General features: G+C 71.4%; 10 protein-coding genes. 5 read left to right on the forward strand and 5 right to left on the reverse strand.

The genetic code is table 11. From position 1 onward, the window contains the following. Nucleotides 1-13: 13 nt before the first annotated feature. A complete protein-coding gene (locus tag LL648_RS21650; protein ID WP_232664452.1) occupies nt 14-811 on the forward strand; it encodes a hypothetical protein in 798 nt (265 codons plus the stop codon). A gap of 24 nt (nt 812-835) precedes the next feature. Here LL648_RS21650 and LL648_RS21655 read toward each other — a convergent pair whose 3' ends face one another. From LL648_RS21655 to LL648_RS21665, 3 genes are all read right to left on the reverse strand, one after another. Beyond that, nucleotides 836-2,125, reverse strand: a complete 1,290-nt coding sequence (locus tag LL648_RS21655; RefSeq protein ID WP_232664606.1) for an MFS transporter — start codon at nt 2,123-2,125, stop codon at nt 836-838. A gap of 247 nt (nt 2,126-2,372) precedes the next feature. Next, nucleotides 2,373-2,867 (reverse strand): GyrI-like domain-containing protein, encoded by a 495-nt coding sequence (locus tag LL648_RS21660; protein WP_232664453.1) that lies wholly within the window; start codon nt 2,865-2,867, stop codon nt 2,373-2,375. A gap of 30 nt (nt 2,868-2,897) precedes the next feature. Then, on the reverse strand, nt 2,898-3,860 hold the full coding sequence (locus tag LL648_RS21665; RefSeq protein WP_232664454.1) for a helix-turn-helix transcriptional regulator: 963 nt from the start codon (nt 3,858-3,860) through the stop codon (nt 2,898-2,900). Between the two features lie 62 nt (nt 3,861-3,922). On the opposite strand from LL648_RS21665, the gene LL648_RS21670 reads away from it, so the two are divergent. From LL648_RS21670 to LL648_RS21680, 3 genes are all read left to right on the forward strand, one after another. Then, on the forward strand, nt 3,923-4,426 hold the full coding sequence (locus LL648_RS21670) for a VOC family protein (RefSeq protein ID WP_232664455.1): 504 nt from the start codon (nt 3,923-3,925) through the stop codon (nt 4,424-4,426). A 71-nt stretch (nt 4,427-4,497) separates the two neighbouring features. Beyond that, complete coding sequence (locus LL648_RS21675; protein ID WP_308190370.1) at nt 4,498-5,457, forward strand: GlxA family transcriptional regulator; 960 nt, start codon at nt 4,498-4,500, stop codon at nt 5,455-5,457. A 10-nt stretch (nt 5,458-5,467) separates the two neighbouring features. Further along, nucleotides 5,468-6,085, forward strand: coding sequence for a DJ-1/PfpI family protein (locus tag LL648_RS21680; RefSeq protein ID WP_232664457.1), 618 nt, complete (start codon nt 5,468-5,470; stop codon nt 6,083-6,085). A gap of 295 nt (nt 6,086-6,380) precedes the next feature. Here the strand turns inward: LL648_RS21680 and LL648_RS21685 are convergent, their stop codons facing one another. Further along, on the reverse strand, nt 6,381-19,484 hold the full coding sequence (locus LL648_RS21685) for a hemopexin repeat-containing protein (protein ID WP_232664458.1): 13,104 nt from the start codon (nt 19,482-19,484) through the stop codon (nt 6,381-6,383). Between the two features lie 203 nt (nt 19,485-19,687). Beyond that, nucleotides 19,688-20,353, reverse strand: a complete 666-nt coding sequence (locus LL648_RS21690) for a hypothetical protein (protein ID WP_232664459.1) — start codon at nt 20,351-20,353, stop codon at nt 19,688-19,690. A 4-nt stretch (nt 20,354-20,357) separates the two neighbouring features. On the opposite strand from LL648_RS21690, the gene LL648_RS21695 reads away from it, so the two are divergent. Beyond that, complete coding sequence (locus LL648_RS21695) at nt 20,358-20,915, forward strand: papain-like cysteine protease family protein (protein WP_232664460.1); 558 nt, start codon at nt 20,358-20,360, stop codon at nt 20,913-20,915. Nucleotides 20,916-21,030 lie beyond the last annotated feature (115 nt).

Here is a 21,030-nt window from a genome sequence, read left to right on the forward strand (position 1 = left end):
CTAGCCTGATCGGGTGCCCTGCCCCTCAGCGACCTTCGCCGTGTGGACGTCGGCCTGGTTGGCCGGCGCCGCGGCACCCGATGACGTGCTCGATGCGCTCGCCCCGTGGGCGGAGGCGCACGACGTCCAGGCGGCCGACGCGGCCACCGCGGCGATGACGAACCTGTCGCCGCCGGGCGAGCCGGTGTCGTCGCTGACGTTCCTCCTCGCGGCGCTGCGCAGGGCCGAACCACGCGGCCCCGGCCGGCTCGTGCTGCCGGCGCCCGGGGACGTCCGCGGGCTGCCCGGCCCGGGCATGTTCAGCCGCGAGGCCACCACCGCGGGGCAGGGGGTGCTGTTCGTCGAGGCCGGGCTGGGGATCGTGCCGGCGACCATCGCCGACGGCGTGCTGCGCTGGACCGTCTACCCCGTGCCCGACCCGGGCCCCGTACCGGAGTTCGTCGCGCTCAACCAGGCCGAGCGGGAGCTGCGCGACCAGGTCCGCCAGTCGGCGTCGGTGTTGACGTCGCTCGGTGTCGCCCGACACCGTCCCGGGGTTCGCGAGGAGATCGCCGCCGCGTTGCGTGCTCGGCCGGCGTCGCTGTGGCCTGCGGGGATGCCCGGGCAGTCGTTGCGGGTGCTGCAGCACGCCGACGAGGTCGAGGCCATCCTGGCCGCGGCGTCGGTCGACGAGCCCGGTGGGGCGCTCTCCGCCTCGGCCGCGACGGCGCGGCGCGAGGCGCTGCGGCCGATCGAGACCGCCGTGCGCGTCGCCCGCCGCGCCGCCGTTGCCGAAGCCGTCCGCGTGCTGGCTACCAGCCCGCTGGTCTGAAGGCCGCCGATCTCAGCAACACCGTCAGCGCAGGACCGTGCCCTTCGTCTCCGGCAGGGTGAGGATCACCAGGAACGCGATCGCCGCACCGACCGCGACGTACCAGAAGAACGCCGTCGCGTAACCCGCCGCCGACAGCGCTGTGACGACCAGCGGCGCGGTCCCGCCGAACGTCGCGACGGTGAGGTTGTACCAAGCGCCGATGCCGAGCCCGCGCAGCTCCGTCGGGAACAGCTCGCTCATGATCGCCGGCGCGATCGACGTCATGGCGGTGTAGAGCGTGAGCCCGACGCAGAACACCACGAGCATGTTGCCGAGGCCCGGCCCGATCAGCGTCGAGAGCGGCACGATCAGCACCGCCGTGGCCGCCGACCACACCAGCAGCTGCGGCTTGCGCCCGAACCGGTCCGACAGCGCACCCATCGGGTACTGCAGCGCGATGAACAGCGCCGTCGCGATCGACAGGGCGAGGAACACCTCGCCGGCGTCGGCGCCGCGCGACTTCGTCGCGAACGGGGTCAGCGCGGAGAAGAACGTGTAGTAGCAGAGCGTGGAGAGCAGGGTGAACCCGATGAGCTGCCCGACGGCCTTCGGGTGGTCGCGCAGCGTCGTCAGCAGGGGGTGCTTGAGCGCCTGCGCCTTGACCTTGTTCTCCTCGAACTGCTCGGTCTCCGGCATCGCCCGCCGCAACCACAGCCCGACCAGCCCCAGCACCGCGCCGAGGACGAACGGGATCCGCCAGCCGTAGGCGGCGAGCTGTTCCGCGGTCAACGTCCGCGCCAGCGCCCAGCCCAGCACCGACGCGATCAGCACCGCGGTGCCCGTCGAGATGTAGAAGAACGCCGAGTAGCGGCCGCGGCGGTCGGGCGGCCCGATCTCCCCCAGGTACGCCGACGCGTTCGACACTTCTCCGCCGAGCGACATGCCCTGCGCGATGCGGGCCAGCAGCAGCAGGACCGGCGCGAGCCAGCCCACCGCGTCGAACGTCGGCAGGATCGCGATCGCCAACGACCCGCCGGCCATCAGCACGATCGTCAGCAGCATCGCCGTGCGGCGGCCGCGCAGGTCGGCGAACCGGCCGAGCAGCCAGCCGCCCAGCGGGCGGAAGAAGAACGACACCGCGTACGCGGCGAGGGTGTTGATCAGCGCGAGTGTCGGGTCGCCCGACGGGAAGATCTGCGTCGCGAAGTAGATGCTGAACGTCGCGTAGATCGTCCAGTCGTACCACTCGATCGCGTTCCCGACCGACGCCGCGATCAAGGTGCGGACGGGCAGCCGGTGCGGGGCGCTCGGATCGGCGGCGGGCTTGGTCATGTCGGGCACGGGCAACTCCCAGCTCACGGGACCGGATGGAGGCACATTAGTGCCCTCACCTGGATCCCGCTGGGGCCCACCGAACCGAAGTTCCCCACCGTTTTGCCAACCCTCACAGCCTGCAGGGCGTGCAGGTTGGCAAAACGGTGGGGAAGTTGCCGGCGGCAGGGCCGGAGTTCCCCACCGTTTTGGGCACTTGCGCGCGTTTTCGGCGCGCATCCACCCAAAACGGTGGGGAACTTGGGGGTCAGGCCAGCTTCATCGCCAGCTCGGTCTGCCAGCGGTGCATGTCGGGTTCCTCGGCGGGGTCGGTGAGCAGGACCTCGAGCCGGCTGCCCCACTCGTCGCCGCGGTCGCCGGGGTGCACGTCCAGCTCGAGGCCCTGCTCCGACGCCCACGCCAGGAGCTGCCCGGTGCGGTCGACGAGCTCGTCGGGGTGGCCGGTGTGGGTCAGGGTCACGTACCGGCCGGGCGGGAGCACGTCGACGACCACGTCCCCCTCGCCCGTGACGGGTACGGCGACGGGCACGCCGGCCTCCACCTCCAGCTCGTGTTCCATGTCGATCACGCGGTAGCGGAAGAACGGTGGCCCGGACGGGGCGATCCGACGGGCGGCGAGGAAGCCGAACACCTCGCCGAACCGGTCGGCGATCTTCCCGAACGTTTGCATCGTCACGCGTCCCGACACGGCCACGTAGGGCTGCTCGGTCCACTCGACGACGGTCGGCACATCAGTGGTCATGCAATGAAGGACCTGCCGGGCGGAGAGAACTCATCGCACGCCCGCCTGCAGACGTCGGATGAGCAGCCGGAGGTGCTCCACAACCTCCGGCGGGCCGTGCACCTCGAAGTCGCAGCCCAGCGCAACGAGCTTCGACCCGATCCACGGCAGCGTGTCGGTGTGGCGGTGGACCCGGCAGCTGGTGTCGTCGATCGCGACGACGTCCTGCGGGGTGTCACCGAGCCGGCCGACGACGGTCGCGGCGGGTGCGTGCACGGTGACGTCGGCGCTGTAGGTGGGGGCGCTGGTGTACATGCTCGTCTGCAGGTAGGCGGCGGCGTCCCCGTCGTGCTGGCCCGGCAGCTCGCGTGGGGTGGTGCGGGCGCCGGTGCCGCGCGCGTCGGTGATCCGGTCGGCGCGGAAGCTGCGCCAGGCGTCGCGGTCGAGGTCGAACGCGACCAGGTACCAGCGACGGCCGGCCGTGACCAGTCGGTACGGCTCGACGTGCCGGGCCGCCTGCGCGCCCTCATGGGTGCTGTAGCGGAACCGCGCCCGCTCCCGGTTCGTGATCGCCGCCGCGAGCGCCGAGAGCACCTCGGGCTCGACGGCTGGGCCCTCGATCGGCATCGTCGTGGTCGCGGCGCCCAGCGCTCCCACCCGGTAGCGCAGCCGCGAGGGCAGCACCTGCTCCAGCTTCGCGAGCGCACGCATCGAGGCCTCGTCGATCCCGGCGACGGCCTGCCCGGCCGCGGTGCGCAGGCCGACGACGATCGCGACCGCCTCGTCGTCGTCGAGCAGCAGCGGCGGCATCGCGGCGCCGGCGACGAGCCGGTACCCACCGATCGATCCCCGGCTCGCCTCGACGGGGTAGCCGAGGTCGCGCAGCCGGTCGACGTCGCGGCGGATCGTGCGCGGGCTGACCTCCAGCCGCCGCGCCAGCTCGCTGCCCGGCCATTCCCTCGGCATCTGCAGCAACGACAGCAGGGAGAGCAGCCGGCCGGGGGTGTCGGTCATGCCGGAAATACTGCCACGGTATTAGGTCGTAATCTGTCCTATACCGTTTCTACGGTTCACCCATGGACATCGTGAAGCCCATCCCCGAGGGATACACCGCGATCACGCCGTGGATCATCGGCCCCGACACCAACGGCATGATCGACTACCTGACCCGCGCGTTCGGCGGTGTCGAGATCGGCCGGGTCGTCGGCGAAGACGGGTTCATCGGCCACGCCGAGGTCCGGATCGGCGACGCCATGGTGATGCTCTTCGACTCCCGCCCGGACTGGCCGGCCACCCCCGCGTTCCTCAGGCTCTACGTCGAGGACGCCGACGCCACCCACCGCGGCGCGGTCGAGGAGGGCGGGACGTCGGTCACCGAGGTCACCCACCTCGCCTTCGGCGACCGCGTCGGCCGCGTCCGCGACCCGTTCGGCAACCTGTGGTGGATCCAGACCCGCGTCGAGAACGTCACCGAGGCCGAGATGATCGCGCGCTTCGCCGAACCGAGGTGGACCGCCGCGATGGACTACGTGACCAGTGCGAACCTGTTCCAGTCGAGCGATCCGGCGCTGCGGCCGTAGGACCTGTCGGTCCCGATCCGAGGGGTCCGTGTCATTGCGGACCCCTCGGGCGGCGCAGGATGCTTGGTGGTGTGCACGAGGTCGTGATCGTGGTCTACGACGGCGTCCAGCTGCTCGACGTCGCCGGACCCATGGAGGTGTTCGACGCCGCCCGCCGCATCCTCGGTGGCAGCGGCTACCGGGTGCGGCTCACGTCCCTCGACGGGAACGACGTCGTCTCGGGCGCCGGCGCCCGCCTCGGCGTCGCCGCACCCATCACCGAGATCCACGACGTCGACACCCTCGTCATCGCCGGCGGCTGGGGGTTCTCCGCCGCGGCCACCGAACCGCCGCTGATCGCGCAGATCCGGCGGCTCTCCGCCCGCGCCACCCGGGTCTCGTCGGTCTGCACGGGTGCGTTCGTGCTGGCCACCGCGGGGCTGTTCGACGGGCACCGCGCCACCACGCACTGGGCGTTCTGCGAGGCGTTGCGCACTAAGCACCCGCGCATCGACGTCGAACCCGACGCGATCTTCGTCCGCGACGGCCGCATCGTCACCGCCGCCGGCGTGACCGCCGGTGTCGACCTCGCGCTCGCGATGGTCGAGCACGACCACGGCGCGACGCTCGCCCGGACCGTCGCCCGCTGGCTCGTCGTGTTCCTGCAGCGCCCCGGCGGGCAGTCCCAGTTCAGCACCTGGACCGAGGCCGGCGCCTGCAGCGACGACGCGCTGCGCAAGCTCGTCTCCGAGATCGCCGCCGACCCGGCGGCGGACTTCTCCGTGCCGGCCATCGCGCAACGCCTCTCCGTCAGCCCGCGGCACGTCAGCCGCCTGTTCCGGCGCGAGCTGGGCACGAGCCCCGGCCGCTACGTCGAACGGGCACGGGTCGAGGCCGCCAGGATCCGGTTGGAGAGCGGCCGCGACGGCATCGACGTCGTCGCCCGCCGCTGCGGCTTCGGCACGGCCGAGACGATGCGCCGCGCGTTCATCCGCGAGCTCAACGTGCCCCCGAGCGCCTACCGGGAACGATTCGCAACCACCGCAAGCTGAACGGACACCAGTGGACATCGCCTACGTGCTCTACCCGAACATGACCGCGCTCGACCTGGTCGGCCCCTACGAGGTGCTCGGCCACCCGACGGTCCGGCGGCACTTCGTCGCGGCCTCGACCGGCCCGGTGCGCTGCGACAACGGACTCACCCTGCACGCCGACACCACCTTCGCCGAACTGCCCGGCGCCGACGTGATCGTCGTGCCCGGCAGCTCGCGGTGGCGCGACGCGCTCACCGACACCACCATGATCGACTGGCTGGCCGCGGCCCACCCGTCGGCGACCTGGACGACCTCGGTGTGCTCGGGATCGACGCTGCTCGGGAAGGCCGGCGTGCTCGCGGGACGGCGCGCCACCTCGCACTGGGCGGTGCGCGACACCCTCGCCGCCGACGGCGCCACCGTCGTCGACGAGCGGGTCGTCATCGACGGCGACGTGATCACCGCGGCCGGTGTCTCTGCCGGGATCGACATGGCCCTCACCCTCGCCGCCACCCTCTGGGGCACCGAGACCGCCGAGCTGATCCAGCTGGCGCTGGAGTACGCACCGCAGCCGCCGTTCGACGCCGGCACCCCCGAGACCGCTCCACCCGCCGCGGTCGAACGCTTGCGCGCCGCCTTCAGCTGACGGGCACACGCCCGACCCGGCCGCATCGAGCCGCCGCTGCACTGAGCCGCCGCTGCACTCGCGCCCTGTGAGGGCAGGAAAGCCACTTTCCTGCCCTCACAGGGCCGGAAAGTGGCTTTCCTGCCCAACCCCGGCGCGCCCGGGGCGGGGTGCGCGGCGGCAGCGGCGTTGCCTGGAAAGTGGCTTTCCCGGCGTGGAGGGCCGGGAAAGTGGCTTTCCAGGCAGCACCGTGCGCCCTGAGCGGCCCGCCCTCCGTGCGCCGCCGTCAGGGCGCCGCCTGTCAGGGCGCCGCCTGTCAGGGCGCCGCCCGGTAGGTGAGGATCAGCCCCACCCCGGCCAGTGCGTCCTTGGGCCCGTCCACGGTGAACGTCCAGCCCGCTCCATCGCGGTTGACCCGCAGCCCCGGCGGCGTGATCACCGTCCCTTCTTGCAGGGCGAGCGCGCGGTCCCCGTTGAGGAGCAGCCGCGCCGCACCACCGTCCAGGTCGTACCGCGCGGCGACGCCGGTGATCAGCGAGTTCTCCATCCCCGGGAACAGGTCGGGGGTGAGCGGCAGCGTCAGGACGTCGCCGTCCTCGACGAACGCGGCCCATTCGAGCGGGAACTCCGCCGCGACGTCGACGTACCGGGTGGCGGGGTAGGGCTTGAGCATGCCCCGCACCGCCGCCGCGAACGTCTCGCCGCCGTCCTCGGCGGTGTAGCGCACGACGAGCCCGACGCCGCGCAGGTCGGCCGGTGGGCGGCCGTTGAGCTGCAGCTGCCAGGTGGAGACGGCGCCGGTCCCTTCGAACGGGAGGTAGCGGGCGTCGTCGTAGCGCAGCTCGAAGAGGCCGTTGTTCTCCTGGTCGCCGACCTGCGAGAGCACGATCCGCTGGTTGGCCCGCCAGTCGCTGCGCACCGAGGTCGGTGGCGGTTCCGTGGGGTCCAGCAGGTGCTTGACGGCCTTCGGGTCGGCGGTCAGCACGGTCTTGTGGCCGAGCTGTGTGAGCGTCGCGTTGACCTCGATCGAGTTGCCGTCGACGTCCTCGAACACCACGGCGAGCGCGCGGATCTGCCGGCGGTGGTGCCCGGGGAAGTCGCGGTCGAACAGCTCTTCCGTCAGCGCGAAGTCGCACTTGCCGGTCGCGATGAGCCGCAGCAGCGCCACCGGGTTCAGCTCCATCAGCGACACCCGCTTGGTGATCTCCAGCCCGCGGACGTTGCGTTCGCTGTAGGCGTTGCCCAGCCGTTCGAGGTCGACGGACAGGCTCTCGCCGGCCAGCAGCCCGCCACGGCGGCCGTCCCAATACGCGGGCCGGATGAAGGCGTCCGACCCGTTCGAGCTGCCCAGGCCCTCCACCCCGCGTTCGAAGCGGTACGCCTGCTCCGCGGCGCGTGCCATGTCGTGGGCCAGGCCGTAGGCCTGGAAGTACAGCCCGCCCAGCTGGCCGGCCATCCACTGGTACAGCTGCGCCCCGGAGAACTTCCCCTTCAGGTACGTCGCGACCTCGCCGTGGTGGGTGATCTCCTTGGCGAGGATCTCCGCTTCCCGCTTGGCGACGGCGACCTGCTGCTCGGCGGCGCTGACCTGGTGCTTGATCTGTTCGAGGTCGCTCGTGGCGGTGTCGAGCTGGAACTGCCAGTCCTCCCGGGACCGTTCGTGTCCCGCTTGCACGCCGAGCAGCTCGCCGGTGATGGAGAACCCCTCGCCGAGCACCTGCGGGATCTCCGCGGCCGCGTTGAGGACGCTGCCGAGCTGCTTGCCGCCCCATTCGACACCGATGATGAACGGCCCGATCTTGTTCTGCGGCAACGCGTAGGCGATCCCGGCGCCGACCTTGATCAGGCCGGCGGTCAGGTGCAGCGCGGACGCCGTCGACATCATCCCGATCTGGGCGCGTTCCATCGCCGAGAGCCCGTTGTCGAGCAGCCGCTTGTAGTGTGCGGCGCGTTCCGTCACCGCCGTCCGGCCGGCCTCCAGCTCCCGCAGGTTCGTCTCGGCGATCCGCACTTGGGCGTCCTTGATCGCGCGGGTCATGTCCAGCACGACGCCTTCCTGCCGGTTCTGCAGCAGGCTCAGCTCCTCGGCGTCGCGCCGGTCCAGCGCGCTGAGCAGGTCGTTGCCGAGCTGGCGGAGCTTGTCCACGAGCTCCTGCGCCCTGCGGAACGTCGCGTCGAACCGGTAGTGCGGCACCGGCGCCGCCCCGGCCCCGGTGGCCGCCGCACCGTTCAGCCCGGCCGCTGCGCCGCGGACCAGGTCCATCGGGTCGAGCGGCGGTTCGAACAGCGGCAACGGCTGGCTGATCCCGAGGATGTTCAGCGACTGCCGGATCTTGCGGAGCCGGTCCTCGACCCGGTCCCAGAACCCGCTGATCGTCGTGTTGGCGGGCACGGCGAAGTAGCTGTTGGCCAGGCCCGCGTGCACCGCGCCCTCGCCGTTGAGCATCGCGCCGCCCGCGGCCAGCTCGGCGAGCACCTCGAGGTCGGGCGACCGATCGAGGTCGCCGTAGGTCTGCGTCGGCGACAGCGGCCGCGGCCCGAGATCACCGGGGCGCGCCCCCAGCAGGTCCCACGCGAAGACGTACAGCGCGCGGGCCTCGTCGATGCTCTCCCGCGTGTACTGGCGGAACAGCGTGTCGGCCCATTCGAGCAGGTTGTCGATGTAGGCCATGACAACGGCCCGCCGGTAGGCCACCGGGCGCAGCTCGGCGATGGCGTGGGCGTCGAACGGGTCCTGCTGGTAGGCGTCGACGAGCCGAGTGACGTCGCCGGTCGTGTCGTAGTGGCGGCGCAGCCCGGTCACCAGCGCGGTGCGTTCCTGCAACCCGCGCAGCGCGGCGACGACCCGCTCCCCCGCCTCCCGTCGGGCAGGGTCCGACCCACCGGTGAGCAACTCGTCGACGGCCGCGACGGTGTCGGCGAGCCGGACCGGCAGCTGCGACGACGCGAGCGCGTCGAGCACCGTCTCCTCGTCCTCGTCGAGCGGCCGGTTGCGGCGGAACGCCGGGGCGAGCGTGGCGAGGCCGGCGAGCACGGGCTGCAGCTCGGCGGTGATGCCGCTGGTGTCGCCGAGCTCGGCCGCGGTGACCTCGGCAGCGAGCTCGGCCATGTCGGTCCGGCAGCGCTCGGCGAGCGCTGCCAGGTCGACGGCGAGGAACGGCAGGAACCGCCAGTACCGCTGCGGCTCGGTGGGGTCGAAGACGTACTCGTACCACTGCCTGGCCTCGGCGAAGCGCTGCGCGTCGCCGAGCGCACCGGCGATCAGCAGCGGCGCGTGGAAGAAGATCTCCCAGTAGTAGGTGCCGTTGGCGCTGTGGAAGTCGAGGTGGTCACCGGCCGGCAGCCGGGTCGCCTCGACGCGGTCCGGGTCGATCTGGATCGTGTTGCGCCCGGTCCGATCGGTGCTGAACGCGGGCAGCTCGTCGATCTCCTGGCTGGTCGGGTCGAGCATCGCGCCCACCCCACCGGCGAGCAGCCGCTGGTTGAGCTGCGCCGCAGTGCTCGTGGTGAGCCGCACCAGCTCGACCTTCTGCGCCGCACGCTCGAACGGGCGCGGCACCGGCACCCCGGCCGGGTAGCGCCGGTAGTGCGGGCCGAAGAACAGGTAGAGGTGCCGGTCGGTCTCGCTGTCGAGCACCCCGGTGAACTCGGCGGGGAACCCTTCCGGCAGGTCACCCCACCTGGTCTCGATCTCGGCGAACCCGGTGAGACCCGACGGCTCCTGCTCGGGCCGCATCCGCGCATAGGTGCCGCCGGCGAACACGTACCGGTGCACCCCGCGCCGGAACACCGCGTCGACCTGCTGCGGCAGCGGCAACCGGTCGCCGTCGGCGAGCAGCGCCGGCGGCGTGTCCTCGTCCACCCCGTAGCGGACGTACCGCTCGCCGCTCAGCACGTAGAGCACCCCGGCCCGGACGAACCCCGCGTCGACGGTCCCGAACCCGGAGATCGCGGCCCGCCCCAGCTCCTCGACGTCGCGGCGCCGCTCCGTGGGCCGGCGCCGCCGCCGGGTACCCGGTCCTGTTGTGCCCGGCCCTTCAGCGTCGAGCGGCGGCACCCGCAGCTCGACGTAGACCTTCGCCTCGTTGTCGAAGTAGAAGCCGACCCCGTCGACCCGCACGCCGGCGTCGACCCGCTGCCCGCGGGGCAGCCCCTCCTCGTTGTCGGAGAGCCGCTGCGGGTAGTCGCCGTCGTGGCGCTGGTAGTCGCGACCGGTGTAGCGGACGTACTCGGTGCCGGACGACACGTAGGTGAGGGACTGTTCGCGGTCGACGACCACCGCGCGCACCGGCCCCCAGCCGAACGGGTTCGCGACCGCCCTGGTCAGGTCCGGCTCCTGCACGACCGTCCTGCGGTCGGCCGAGAAGAACCACTCGGTGCCGTCGAGGTCGGTGAACGCCGTCCCGATGCTCCGCCACTGCGGCAGGCGGTCGGTATTGCCCAAGATCGGCCTGGGGTAGGTCGGGTCGGGGGTGCCGAACGGGGCGCCGGTGAAGCGGAAGTACTGCTCGCCGGAGAACACGAACGTCTCCTGCTCGCGCTGCAGCACGGCGTCGACGACGCCGGTGCGGGTGAGGTTGTTGGCCACCCGACCCCACACGTCCGCCGTGTTCTCCGCCGCCGCGAGCACGCCGTCGACGGACCGGACGAACCGCCCGACCGTGTTGTCGAAGAAGAAGCGGGTGCCGTCCGGCGTCTCGAACGCGGCGTCGATCTGCGCCCACTCGGGCAGGCCGTGCCCGTTGCCGCGCAGCGCGAGCGACGGCGGTTCCGCCGCGGGTGCGACGGCCGCCGGCCTGCACAGGAAGCTGCCGCCCTTGTGGTCGATGCTGAACCACGGCCCGTACGTCGAGGTCCGAGGGCTGTTGAAGCGCACGACCCGCGGCACGTCGGAGACGTTCATGGCCGCCACGGCGGCCATCTCCGCGTCGGTGAACACCTCGTCGAGAGGGTCGGTGACCGGGACGATCTCGCCGCCCGGGACCGGTCCGGCGGTCAGCGCGGGCAGCAGCTCCACGGCCTCCTGCACGAGCTCGGGGCTCAGGCGGGTCGCCTGCGCCTGCCGCGACATGCTCGTGGTGACGGTGCCGTCGTCGTCGGTCTGCTGGGTGACGACCGAGTAGGCGCAGGTCACGACGATCGACTCGGGATCGTCGGCCACCTCCACCGAGAGGTCGACGTCGAAGATCGAGCCGGGCTGGCGGGTGTCCATGGCGAGCGTCTGCGCCGGCACCCATTCGCCGTTCAGGTTGTAGAACGAGTAGTGCACCTTGACGCGCTCGGTTACGGGCGGCGCGGTGACCTCCTGCGCCCCGTCCTGCTGCTCCTGGGTCACCAGAGTCGTGCTCGTCGACGACGGCGCCACCGACTCCTTCGTCGTCCAGAACACGAACACCCTGTTGAACGCGTGCACCGGCTGCACTTCGTCGGCCTCGATCTGCACATCGACCTTCAGCCACGGCTCCCACGTCGCCACGAGCTTCTCCGCGCTGCGGAACCGGGCCCGGCGGTAGTAGTAGCGGCGCGGCTGGGTGCGGGTGCGCCCGAACAGCACGAGGTCGCGGGTGTCGGCGGGGCCGGCGGCGCTGAAGACGTACCCGCCGGCGATCGCAAGCCGGGACACCTCGGTGTACTCGTCCAGGTAGCGCTTGTAGGCCTGCTGCACCGACTCGGCGGTGATCTCGCCCTGCAGCAGGTCGCTCTCCAACGCCTCGAACGCCGGGGTCTTCGACTGGCGAAGCTCGGGACGCAGCACGTTCTCCGGGTACAGGAAGACCTTCCGGTTGACCTCCCAGGTGCGGTAGTTGCGCATCCACGACCACCAGGCGCGCACCCGGCGGCGGGTCTCGTCCGGGTCGCGCCCGTCCGGGACGGCCAGCTCTTCCAGGTCGAGCAGGTAGCGGTGCACGAACAGCTGGGTCGCCGCGATCGCCTCGAACACCGGTGACGTCGTGCCGCGGCTGCCCATGTCGACGTCGATGAGCAGCTGCTGGAACAGGCCACGCGAATCGGGCAGGTCGGCCCTGGCGAGCACCACCGCGAGCAGCGCGTCGCGTTCGAGCACGAGCAGCTCGTCGCGGATCTGGCGCGAGAGCGTCTCCCACGCGGGGCCGGTGTGTTTGCGGGCGAGCATGCCCCGCAACGCGGCAGCCGCACCGGCGAGGTCGGGTTCTTCCCCGTGCAACCGCGACCAGACGTCGGTGACGACGGCCGCCGGCCCGGCACCGAGCTTGTCGGTCACCGCGAACACGTCGACCAGCTTCAGCAGCAGCTCCAGCTCGACCCGCTCGTCGGGGGCGCCGGCGAGGAACCCGCGGCGGCGCACCAGCCACCGCAGCTGCTCGACGTCCCACCCGAACGCTCCAGCGAGGAACCCGTACGGGTCCGCGACGGTCCGCGGGCCGGCCGCCATGAACTCGGCGAGCCCGTCGTGGGCGTGCGCCAGCTCGGCGAACCGGCTGATGATCCGCAGGTCCTCCAGCCGGTAGTCCGCGCCACCCGACCAGCGCTGCCGGAACGTCTGCGGGTAGGTGCGGTCGATCGCCGCGTACCCGACCCCCGAGTACCGCACGTACTCGTCTTCCAAGCCGAGGTAGGTGCGCCCGTCGAGGACGAACGCGACGTCGATCCGGTCTTCGAGCGTGTCGGGCAGGTCGCCCCAGTCGTCGCGGATGGTGCGGGGGAACCCGTCGTCGACGAACGTCAGGTCGCGGCCGGTGTAGCGGGCGTACTGGTCGCCGCGGAACACGTACAGCTCACCGGTGGGCGCGACGAACGCGGCGTCCAACCCCGGGTCGGTGGTGAACGTGTTCCGCAGCGCGCCCCAGCGACCCGCGACGGGCTGCAGCGCGGCACCGTCGTCGACCCTGACGAAGCTCGGCCCGGCGAACAGGTACGTTCCTCCGTCGGTGCCGCGGAACGCCGCGTCGATCCCGTCGTACAGCGCCGCGGGGAGCGCATCGACGCCCAGCTCCCGCGGCAGCTCCGCCTCGATGGTGCGCGGGTAGCCGTCGTCGACGTAGGTGGCGTCGAGACCCGAGTAGCGGACGTACTGGTCGCCGCTGAACAGGAACGTGCGCCCCTCGCTGACCAGCGCGGCGTCGACGGTGCCACGTTCGGCGATCACGTTGCGGACCGCGCCCAGCCCGCTCACGTCGACGGTCGCGACCGCGGTGCGGGAGACGGCGTGGCAATCGCCGCCGATGAACAGGAACACCGTGCGCGGGTTGGCGACCACGGCGTCGACGACCGGGCCGGTCGCTGCCCGCTCCGCGACGACGTACTCGAACGTGTCCGGCAGGTTCGCGAACGACTCCTCCGCCCGCAGGTGCGTCGCGATCGACTTCGGGTAGCCGTCGTCGACGAACCGGTACCCGGAGTCGCCACCTCGATCGGCGCTGTAGCGGACGTACTGGTCGCCGGAGAACAGGAACGTCGCCCCGGTGCCGTCGACGACCGCGGCGTCGACCCGCCCACCTGCGGCCAGGAAGTTGTTGCGGGCCAGCCCCCAGGCCTCCTTGATCGCCCGGGATGGGCCGGCCGTGCCACCGCTCCAGGTGGTGAACCGGCCGGGGAAGAAGATGTGCGTCGCGCCGTCGGGCGCGGTGAACGCGGCCGTCACAGGCGCCGCGGGGTCGATCCCCGGCCACACCCGGCCGACCGGCCGCGGCGGCGACCAGGTGGCGGTCGGCTCGTGGTGGCGCAGCACCTGCCCGCCCGTGAGCAACAGCATGTTCTCGCCCTCGAACAGCACGGCGTCGGGCGCGGTGAAGCCCTCGGGCGCCAGGTCGGCGGGGACGTCCCAGAAGCCGGCGTCGGCGGTGCGGGGATAGCCGGGGTCGGGCCGGGCGTAATCGGCGCCGGAGTAGACGAGGTAGCGCATGGCGCCGGTGTCGTCGGGCTTCTCGAACACGTAGGTCGTGCCGGCGCGGACGTAAGCGAGGGTGACGCTGGTCAGGCCCGCCCAGTGGGCGTCGACGGGCCGCGGCTCACCGTCGATCTGCGCATCGACCACCCGGTTGCCGGTGTAGACGACGAACTGGTCGCCGCTGAACACGTACGTCCGCCCGTCGCGCCCGACGAACGCGGCGTCGACGTGCTCGTCGTTGCGCACCGTGTTGCGCGGGCGACCCCAGTCCTGCGCGAGCGGGAACTGGCGGCCCAGGCCCACGTCGAAGCACAACTCACCCTTGAACAGGTACGTGTTGTCGTCGGCGCCGCGCAGGACGGCGTCGAGGCCGGTGCGGAACGCCTCCGGCACCCGGCGAAGCGTCCGCGGCCGCACGGCGGTCCGCTCGACCGTCGTGCCTTCGAGCGAGCTGTAGTGCTTCCAGCCCCCGCTGTCCTCCACCAGGACCGCACCGTCCTCGATGAACGCGCACCCGACCCCGCCGCCACCGAGATCGCTGTAGCGGCGGTACAGGGAATCCGAGACGACGTGGCAGCGGCCGTCGACGAACAGGTGCACCGAGCGCCGGTCCGCGAACGCGGCCCGCACCCGGCCCTCCAGTGGCGGCAGGTGCGCGAACCGCGGCTCCTGCGCCAACGCGTCGAGCCGCCGTGGGTAGCCGTCGTCGACGTAGGTGGCGTCCGGCGCCGAGTAACGGACGTACTGGTCGCCGGAGAACAGGAACGTCACCCCGTCGACGACCAGCGCGGCGTCGACCTTCGCCTGCCGCGCGATCGTGTTCACGACGTTGCCCCAGAACGACCTGATCGGCGCCGGGTACCGGTCGTCCAGCTTCGTGTGGTCGGTGTCGGAGTAGCGGACGAACCGCTCGCCGGAGAAGACGTAGGTCTTGCCGTCGCGCCCGACGAACGCGGCGTCGATCGCCTCGAACGGGAGGCTGTCCCAGTACCGGTGCAGCTCACGCGGCTCCGACCACCAGCGGTGCTTGTTGTCGAACACGACGTACCGGCTCCCGGAGAACAGGTACGTCCGGTTGTCCCGGCCGGTGAAGACGGCGTCGACGGTGGTGAACGTGCGCTCGGCGTCGGGGCCGTCGGGCAGGTTCCACCAGTTCTCGGTGAGCGGCTTCGGGTAGCCGGCGTCGGGTGTCGTGTAGTTGCGGGTGGAGTAGCGGACGTACTGCTGCGGCTCGCCTTCGGCGCGGGTCCCGAACAGGTACGTGGCGCCGTCCAGCACGAACGACGCGTCGACCCGGACCAGCCCGCCCCAGTCCCGCGCGATCGTCCGCGGGTAGCCGGGGTCGACCGCGGAGTAGTCGGCACCGGAGTAGCGCAGGTAGCGCTCGCCGCTGAACAGGTACGTCTTCCCGTCCAGACCGACGAAAGCGGAGTCGACGTGCCCGCCGGTCAGGGCATCGGGGAGCCGGCCCCACCGCTCCGGGATCGCCACCACCGGGCCCGCTGTCCCGTTCTCGACCGTGACGGTCCGGCCGTCCTTGAACAGGTGCACGGCCCCGGACGGCGCGACGAACACCGCCTCCAACGCGCCCTCGAACCCGGCCGGAACGTCGCGCAGGTGCGTCTCGATCCAGCACGGGTAGCCCTCGGCGACACGCACGCCGTCGTTCTCGAGGCAGTCGGCGTACCGGACGACCTGGTTGCCCGAGTACAGGACGGTTGCGGCGCCCTCGACGCAGGCGGCGTCGACCCGGCCGGTCTCGGTGAGGTGGTTGCGGACCCGGCCCCAGACCTCCGCGGTCGGCAGATCCACGGCTTCTGCGCTGCCGATCGCGCTGCCGATCGCGAGGCACCGGTCACCGGCGAACAGGTGCGTGGTGCCGTCGCGGTCCTGGAACGTGGCGTCGACGGACGCCCGGAACCGCGCCGGTAGCGGCGTGTGCCGGTCCTCGCCCTCCCACCACTCCCCGATGGCGCGCGGGTAGCCCTCGTCGACGTGGGTGTAGTCCGAGGTCGAGTAGCGGACGTACTGGTCGCCGCTGAACAGGTAGGTGCGGCCCTCGTCGTCGACGAACGCGGTGTCGATCCTGGCCGGCGCGGCGAACGTGCTGCGGACCGTCCCCCAGACCTGCTCGCGTGCCGTCCAGTAGGTGGTGCCGGCGGCGCGGACGAACGCGTGCGACCCCGTGTGATCGTGTCCGATGATCCACTCGGTGCCGTCGGCGTCGGTGAACGCGGCGTCGACCGCGGTGAGCCCGGCGAGGCGGGGGGACAGCTCCGCGAGCCGGCGCGGCGCGGTCGACGCTGCGGTGGCGTCGACCGGGTAGGTCCAGACCGTGGCGTCGCGGAAGGCGTACCGGGTGCCGTCGGCGGCTTCCAGCACGGCGTCGATCCGGTTGACGTCCGGGGGCAGCACCAGCGGCTCGGGGAACGCGCCGGCCAGGTCCTGGTCGTGGAACGCGACCTCGACCAGCGTCGCGTCCAGGGCGAGGGTGGTGGCGAGCCGGGCGAACCGCCTGATCCGCCGCAGCGTGCGCGCGGCCGCCGCACCGGGCGTCACGAGTGCTTCGAGCGCCGCATCGACCCCACCGCTGACGCCCGCGCAGATCGCCTCGACGGTGTCCGCGGGCAGCCCCAACGCCTCCGCCAGCACCCCGACCAGCGCGGACCGCTGCAGGTCGGCCTGCTCGACGAGGACGTCGACGACCTCGGTGATGCCGTCCTCCGTCGCCGCCGCCACCGCGTTCAGGAGGAAGAAGATCTCCGTGCTGTAGTCGGCCAACCCCTCCAACCGGAACGCCAACGCGTTGCTCGGCACCGCGAACCAGGCCAGCCGGTGCGCCGGCACACCCAGCACGTTGTCGAGGTGGTCCTCCGAGATCAGCAGGTCGATCAGCTGGGTGGTCTCGTCGGTGTCGAAGCCGAGGTCCGCGACAGCGGCCAGATCCAGCTGGTAGGCCTGCTGCTCGGTGAGGATCTCCGCCATCCGCGCGGCAACCGTCGCCGGTGCCTCCGCGGTCAGCAGCAGGGCTCGCGTGGCACCGGAGAGGTCCGGGACGTTCTCGGGGTCGGCGAAGAACGCGCGCATCTCGTCCGGTACCAGCTCGTCGACGATGTACGCACCGTCGGCGGCGCTGCTGAGGGCTGCGGCAACAGCGGCGGCCGTCGCGGAATCGGCGATGTCCTCGAACCAGGCCTCGTCGACGGTCAACGCCTCGGCCCGGACCTCGGCTAGCTGCACCTGCACGGCGTCCAGGACCGCGCCGCGGTACGGGTGGAACTGGATGGCCAGGTCGAACCGGTCGACGGTGAGCCCGGCCAGCCCCGCCGGGTCGACGTAGTTGCCGTGCTGGTCGAGGTGGCCGTTGAACCGCAGGCTGTCGACGAGCTCGACGACCTGCTCTGCGGTCAACCCGATCTCTTCGAAGATCGACGGGTCGAGCTCGACCTTCGCCGCCCTGAACCGCTCCGCCAGCGCCTGGAGCTCCCGCAGGACGGCGGGTGCAACATCATCCAGGTCGACCGTCACCTGGAACGACCCGAGCCCGTCGGGGTCGGTGAAGACCTCGGGGGTCAGGATCGCCCCGGAGACGTCGAGATACCCGTGCACGAGCAGGTTGTCGTACAGCTCGGCCTGGTCGAGCTCGGTCAGCTCGTCGAACACCGCGAGGTCGGACGGGTAGCACGCCGGGCCGTCCTGGGCGCCTTCCTCGCTGTCATCTTCGGCGCAGAACCCGCTGATCAGCGCATACAACCGGTCGCGGACCGCAGCGAAGTCGGTGGCGAGCCACAGGTCGTCGACGGTCGCGGGCAGCGTCGCCGGGTCGAGCATCCCCGACGCGTCCAGATAACCGACCGAGACGAGGTTCGTGAAGATCTTCCTGGCCAGCCCGGGGGCCAGACCGAGACCGCGGAGGTCCCGGTCGGTCACCGCGACCAGCTCACCCACCGCGTCGAACGCCGCGGACGCGACAGGGCTGTCCGTCGGGGTGTCCGCAGCGAGCCGCAGCAGCCGCGGGTCACCACCCGCGACGACGGCGTCGGCGGCAATCAGACTGTCGTGCAGCACCCGCGCCGCGCGCTCGCTGAACCGGTCGGAGACCAACACGTCCGGGGTGAGCGCCACCTGGTCCAGCGCCTCGCGCAACCCGGTGAGCACTTCGTCGTCGCCTTCTACGGCAGGGGCCGCAGCGCCACCCAGGACCGCCCGCAACCCCTCGCTGTCGAAACCGGTCGCCTGCATCCAGCGGGTGACGCCGCTGAGCATCTGCAGCAGGCACAACGCGGAGCCGGGGTCGGGGGCCTGCAACATCCGGTAGTGGTCGAGCGTGCCCGGCTCGACGTCGATCAGCCCGCCGAACACCCGGTTGGAACGGGTGGACGGGTCGCTGTCGAGCGCGTCGAGCACCCCGAACAGCTCGGTGACGGAGACACCGAGCGCGCCGGTCAACCGGCCGATCCGGTGCAGCAGCGCGAGCAGGTCCCGCCCCGACGTCTCCAGGGTCGGCCGGCGGAGCCGGTAGCGGGTGACGACCGTCGCGATGTCGGCGGTCGAGAGCCCCACTGCGTGGGCGACGCGCAGCCGGTAGCCCTCGTTGGCCGGGGCGAGGACGTCCCCGACGACCGTGGGAAGGTCGATTGCCCCGAAGACGCGGGTGAACAGGGCGGGGTCCATCGGGGCGGCGAGGCTGCAGACGACGTCGACCGGGAGGTCGAGGGTGCGGTGCAGGTGCACGACGACGGCGATGATCCGCAGCGCGCGCTCGTCGATCAGGTTGTCGCAGCAGCTGCGCAGCACGAGGTCGGTCGCGGTCAGCCCGAGACCGGTCAGGCGGGCGAGCCGGAGGAACCGGTTGACCCGCTCGAACCATTCCGGGCCGGCCGAGACCATCCGGGCACCGTCCGCGTCGAGCGTCGGGCTGCCTTCGAGGCGAAGTAGCTCGTGCCATTCCGCGGTGGTCAACCGGGCGGCCCGCAGGAACTGCTCGACGTCGGTGACCTCGTCGAACGTCGCATTTTCCGCCCTGCCGTAGAACGTCTGCAACAACGCGCTCCCGCCATCTGCGGCGGTATCGACCACAGTGGTGACCAGCGCTGCCTCAGCTGCGGAAATGCCGAGGAACTCGCGCGCGACGGTGTCCGGATCGCGGTCTTGCGCGAACAGCGAATAGAGCTGTTCGGGGTTGACCCCGGAATGGTGTAGGTAGCGCCCGATCGCGGCGAGGTTCTGCTCGAACGGAGTCGTGAACGGGAAGCGATCCGTTACCAGCCGGCCGTGCGCGTCGGGTCCGACAAGCGTGGCCAGCACCCGGTTGACGATCTTGAGGTAGGGCACCTCAGTGAAGGTGCGCTCGGTGTCGAGCACGATCGCCGTCAGGTCGGATCGACGATCTGTGCTGGTCAGGGATGTTTCGGCGAAGTTGTCGTCGAGGAGTTGCAGCAGCTCCGTGAGGTACGCCGCCGGGGAGTAGACCGACCGTCCCTCGTCGACGCCCCGGAAATCGATCTTCCCGAAGAGTTGCTCGTACGTCGGCAAAGATCGGTCGAAGCGCACGCCGGCCCCCATGTGAAAGAATGCGGGAAACGCGGGCCGACCACAGCGCCCGGAAGGCGCGTGTCGACCCGCAACAGGACGCGGCATCGGCTTCGCTCGGCCCCGAACACGAATTCGGTCGATTGCCGCCGTGAACAGCAGCCGAGTCTAGCGGCGCGCCTGCTGCCCGGCGTGCGCTGAATGGGTGCCGCCGAATGAAATGGTTATGAACGCGATGTCGCCCGATCGGCGGCGGCCGCCGGCCGGGTGCGTGCTCGATGATGGCCGCCGACCCGCTCAGGGAGGCACGGGATGAACAGCAGCAGCCGGTTGAGCCGTTCGCCGAGCCGCAGCACCTCGAAGCTCAAGAAGAAGTCGACCAGCACGTCCCCGGAGAAGACCCGGAAGAAGAAGATCAGCTCCCGGAGCCCGGAGAAGACGGTCACGATCGAGAAAACCCCCGAGAAGAAGGCTGCCGCCGCAAAGACGGCCGAGAAGACGGCCGACACGAAGACTGCAGAGAAGAAGACGGCCGCGAGGAAGTCCGTCTCGAGGAAGATCGCCACGAGCAAGCTCGCCGAGCCGAAGGTCGCCACCAGCAGGCTCGCCGAGAAGAAGATCGCCGACCGGAAGGTGATCGAGAAGAAGCCCGTGGCGCCGAGCGCCGAGAAGAAGTCAAGCGCCGAGAAGAAGCCGGTGGCTGCGAGCCCGGAGAAGAAGCCGAGTTCGGATCGGGTGTCGCGGCGGTCGCGGTCGTCGGGTCCGTCCCGCTCGGCGAGGGTGTCCTCGCCGGAGAAGCGGTCCGTGGCGCTGCGGGAGCGGACGGTGACGACGGAGCTGACGCCCGACGGGATGAAGCGGGTGGTCAGGCGGCGGTCGCCGGAGGTCACGAAGGTGAAGCGGGAGCCGGCGGGGATCGTGGAGCCGGTCAAGGTGAACCTGAAGGTGCCCTTCATCCAGCAGAACGGTTCGTTCGACTGCTGGCACGCGTCGCTGCGGATGCTGTTCGCGTTCCGCGACGGCCCCGACGGTGACGTGCCCGGATACCCGAAGGTGCTCGAGGCGGGTCAGCGGAGGGAGGCGGAGCGCAAGCAGGTCGGCGTGTCCGGTCTCGACGAGATCGGCCGGCGTTGGGCGTTGAAGAAGCTGCCGCCGATGGGCCTCCCGGCGTCCGAGTTCGCCACGTTGGCGAAGCTCAACGGGTTGGCGCCGGTGGACCTGCCCGACCGCGACGTCGGGTTCACGAGCGACCAGGTCGCGGACCTCGTGACGGCCCACGGGCCGCTGTGGTGCGCGTTGGGCTACTTCCACGTCGTCGTGATCAAGGGGGTCGACGCCGAGGGGCACATCCTGGTGCACGACCCGCAGGGCGGCCCGGACAAGCCGTACACGGTCCAGGGTTTCAACCAGAATTTCGCGTGGACCAAGAACGCGATCATGTACCTGCCGTAGGCGGACGGGGCTCGGCCCGCTCGACGAGCGCCCCGTCCGCGACATGGAACCTTGTGGCGGTCGTGCAACGTTGTAGAGCAGCCAAGGGTTCCATGTGGCGCCGAGGGAGCCCGCC

This window comes from Pseudonocardia sp. TRM90224 (genome assembly GCF_021245725.1).
GTDB lineage: Bacteria > Actinomycetota > Actinomycetes > Mycobacteriales > Pseudonocardiaceae > Pseudonocardia.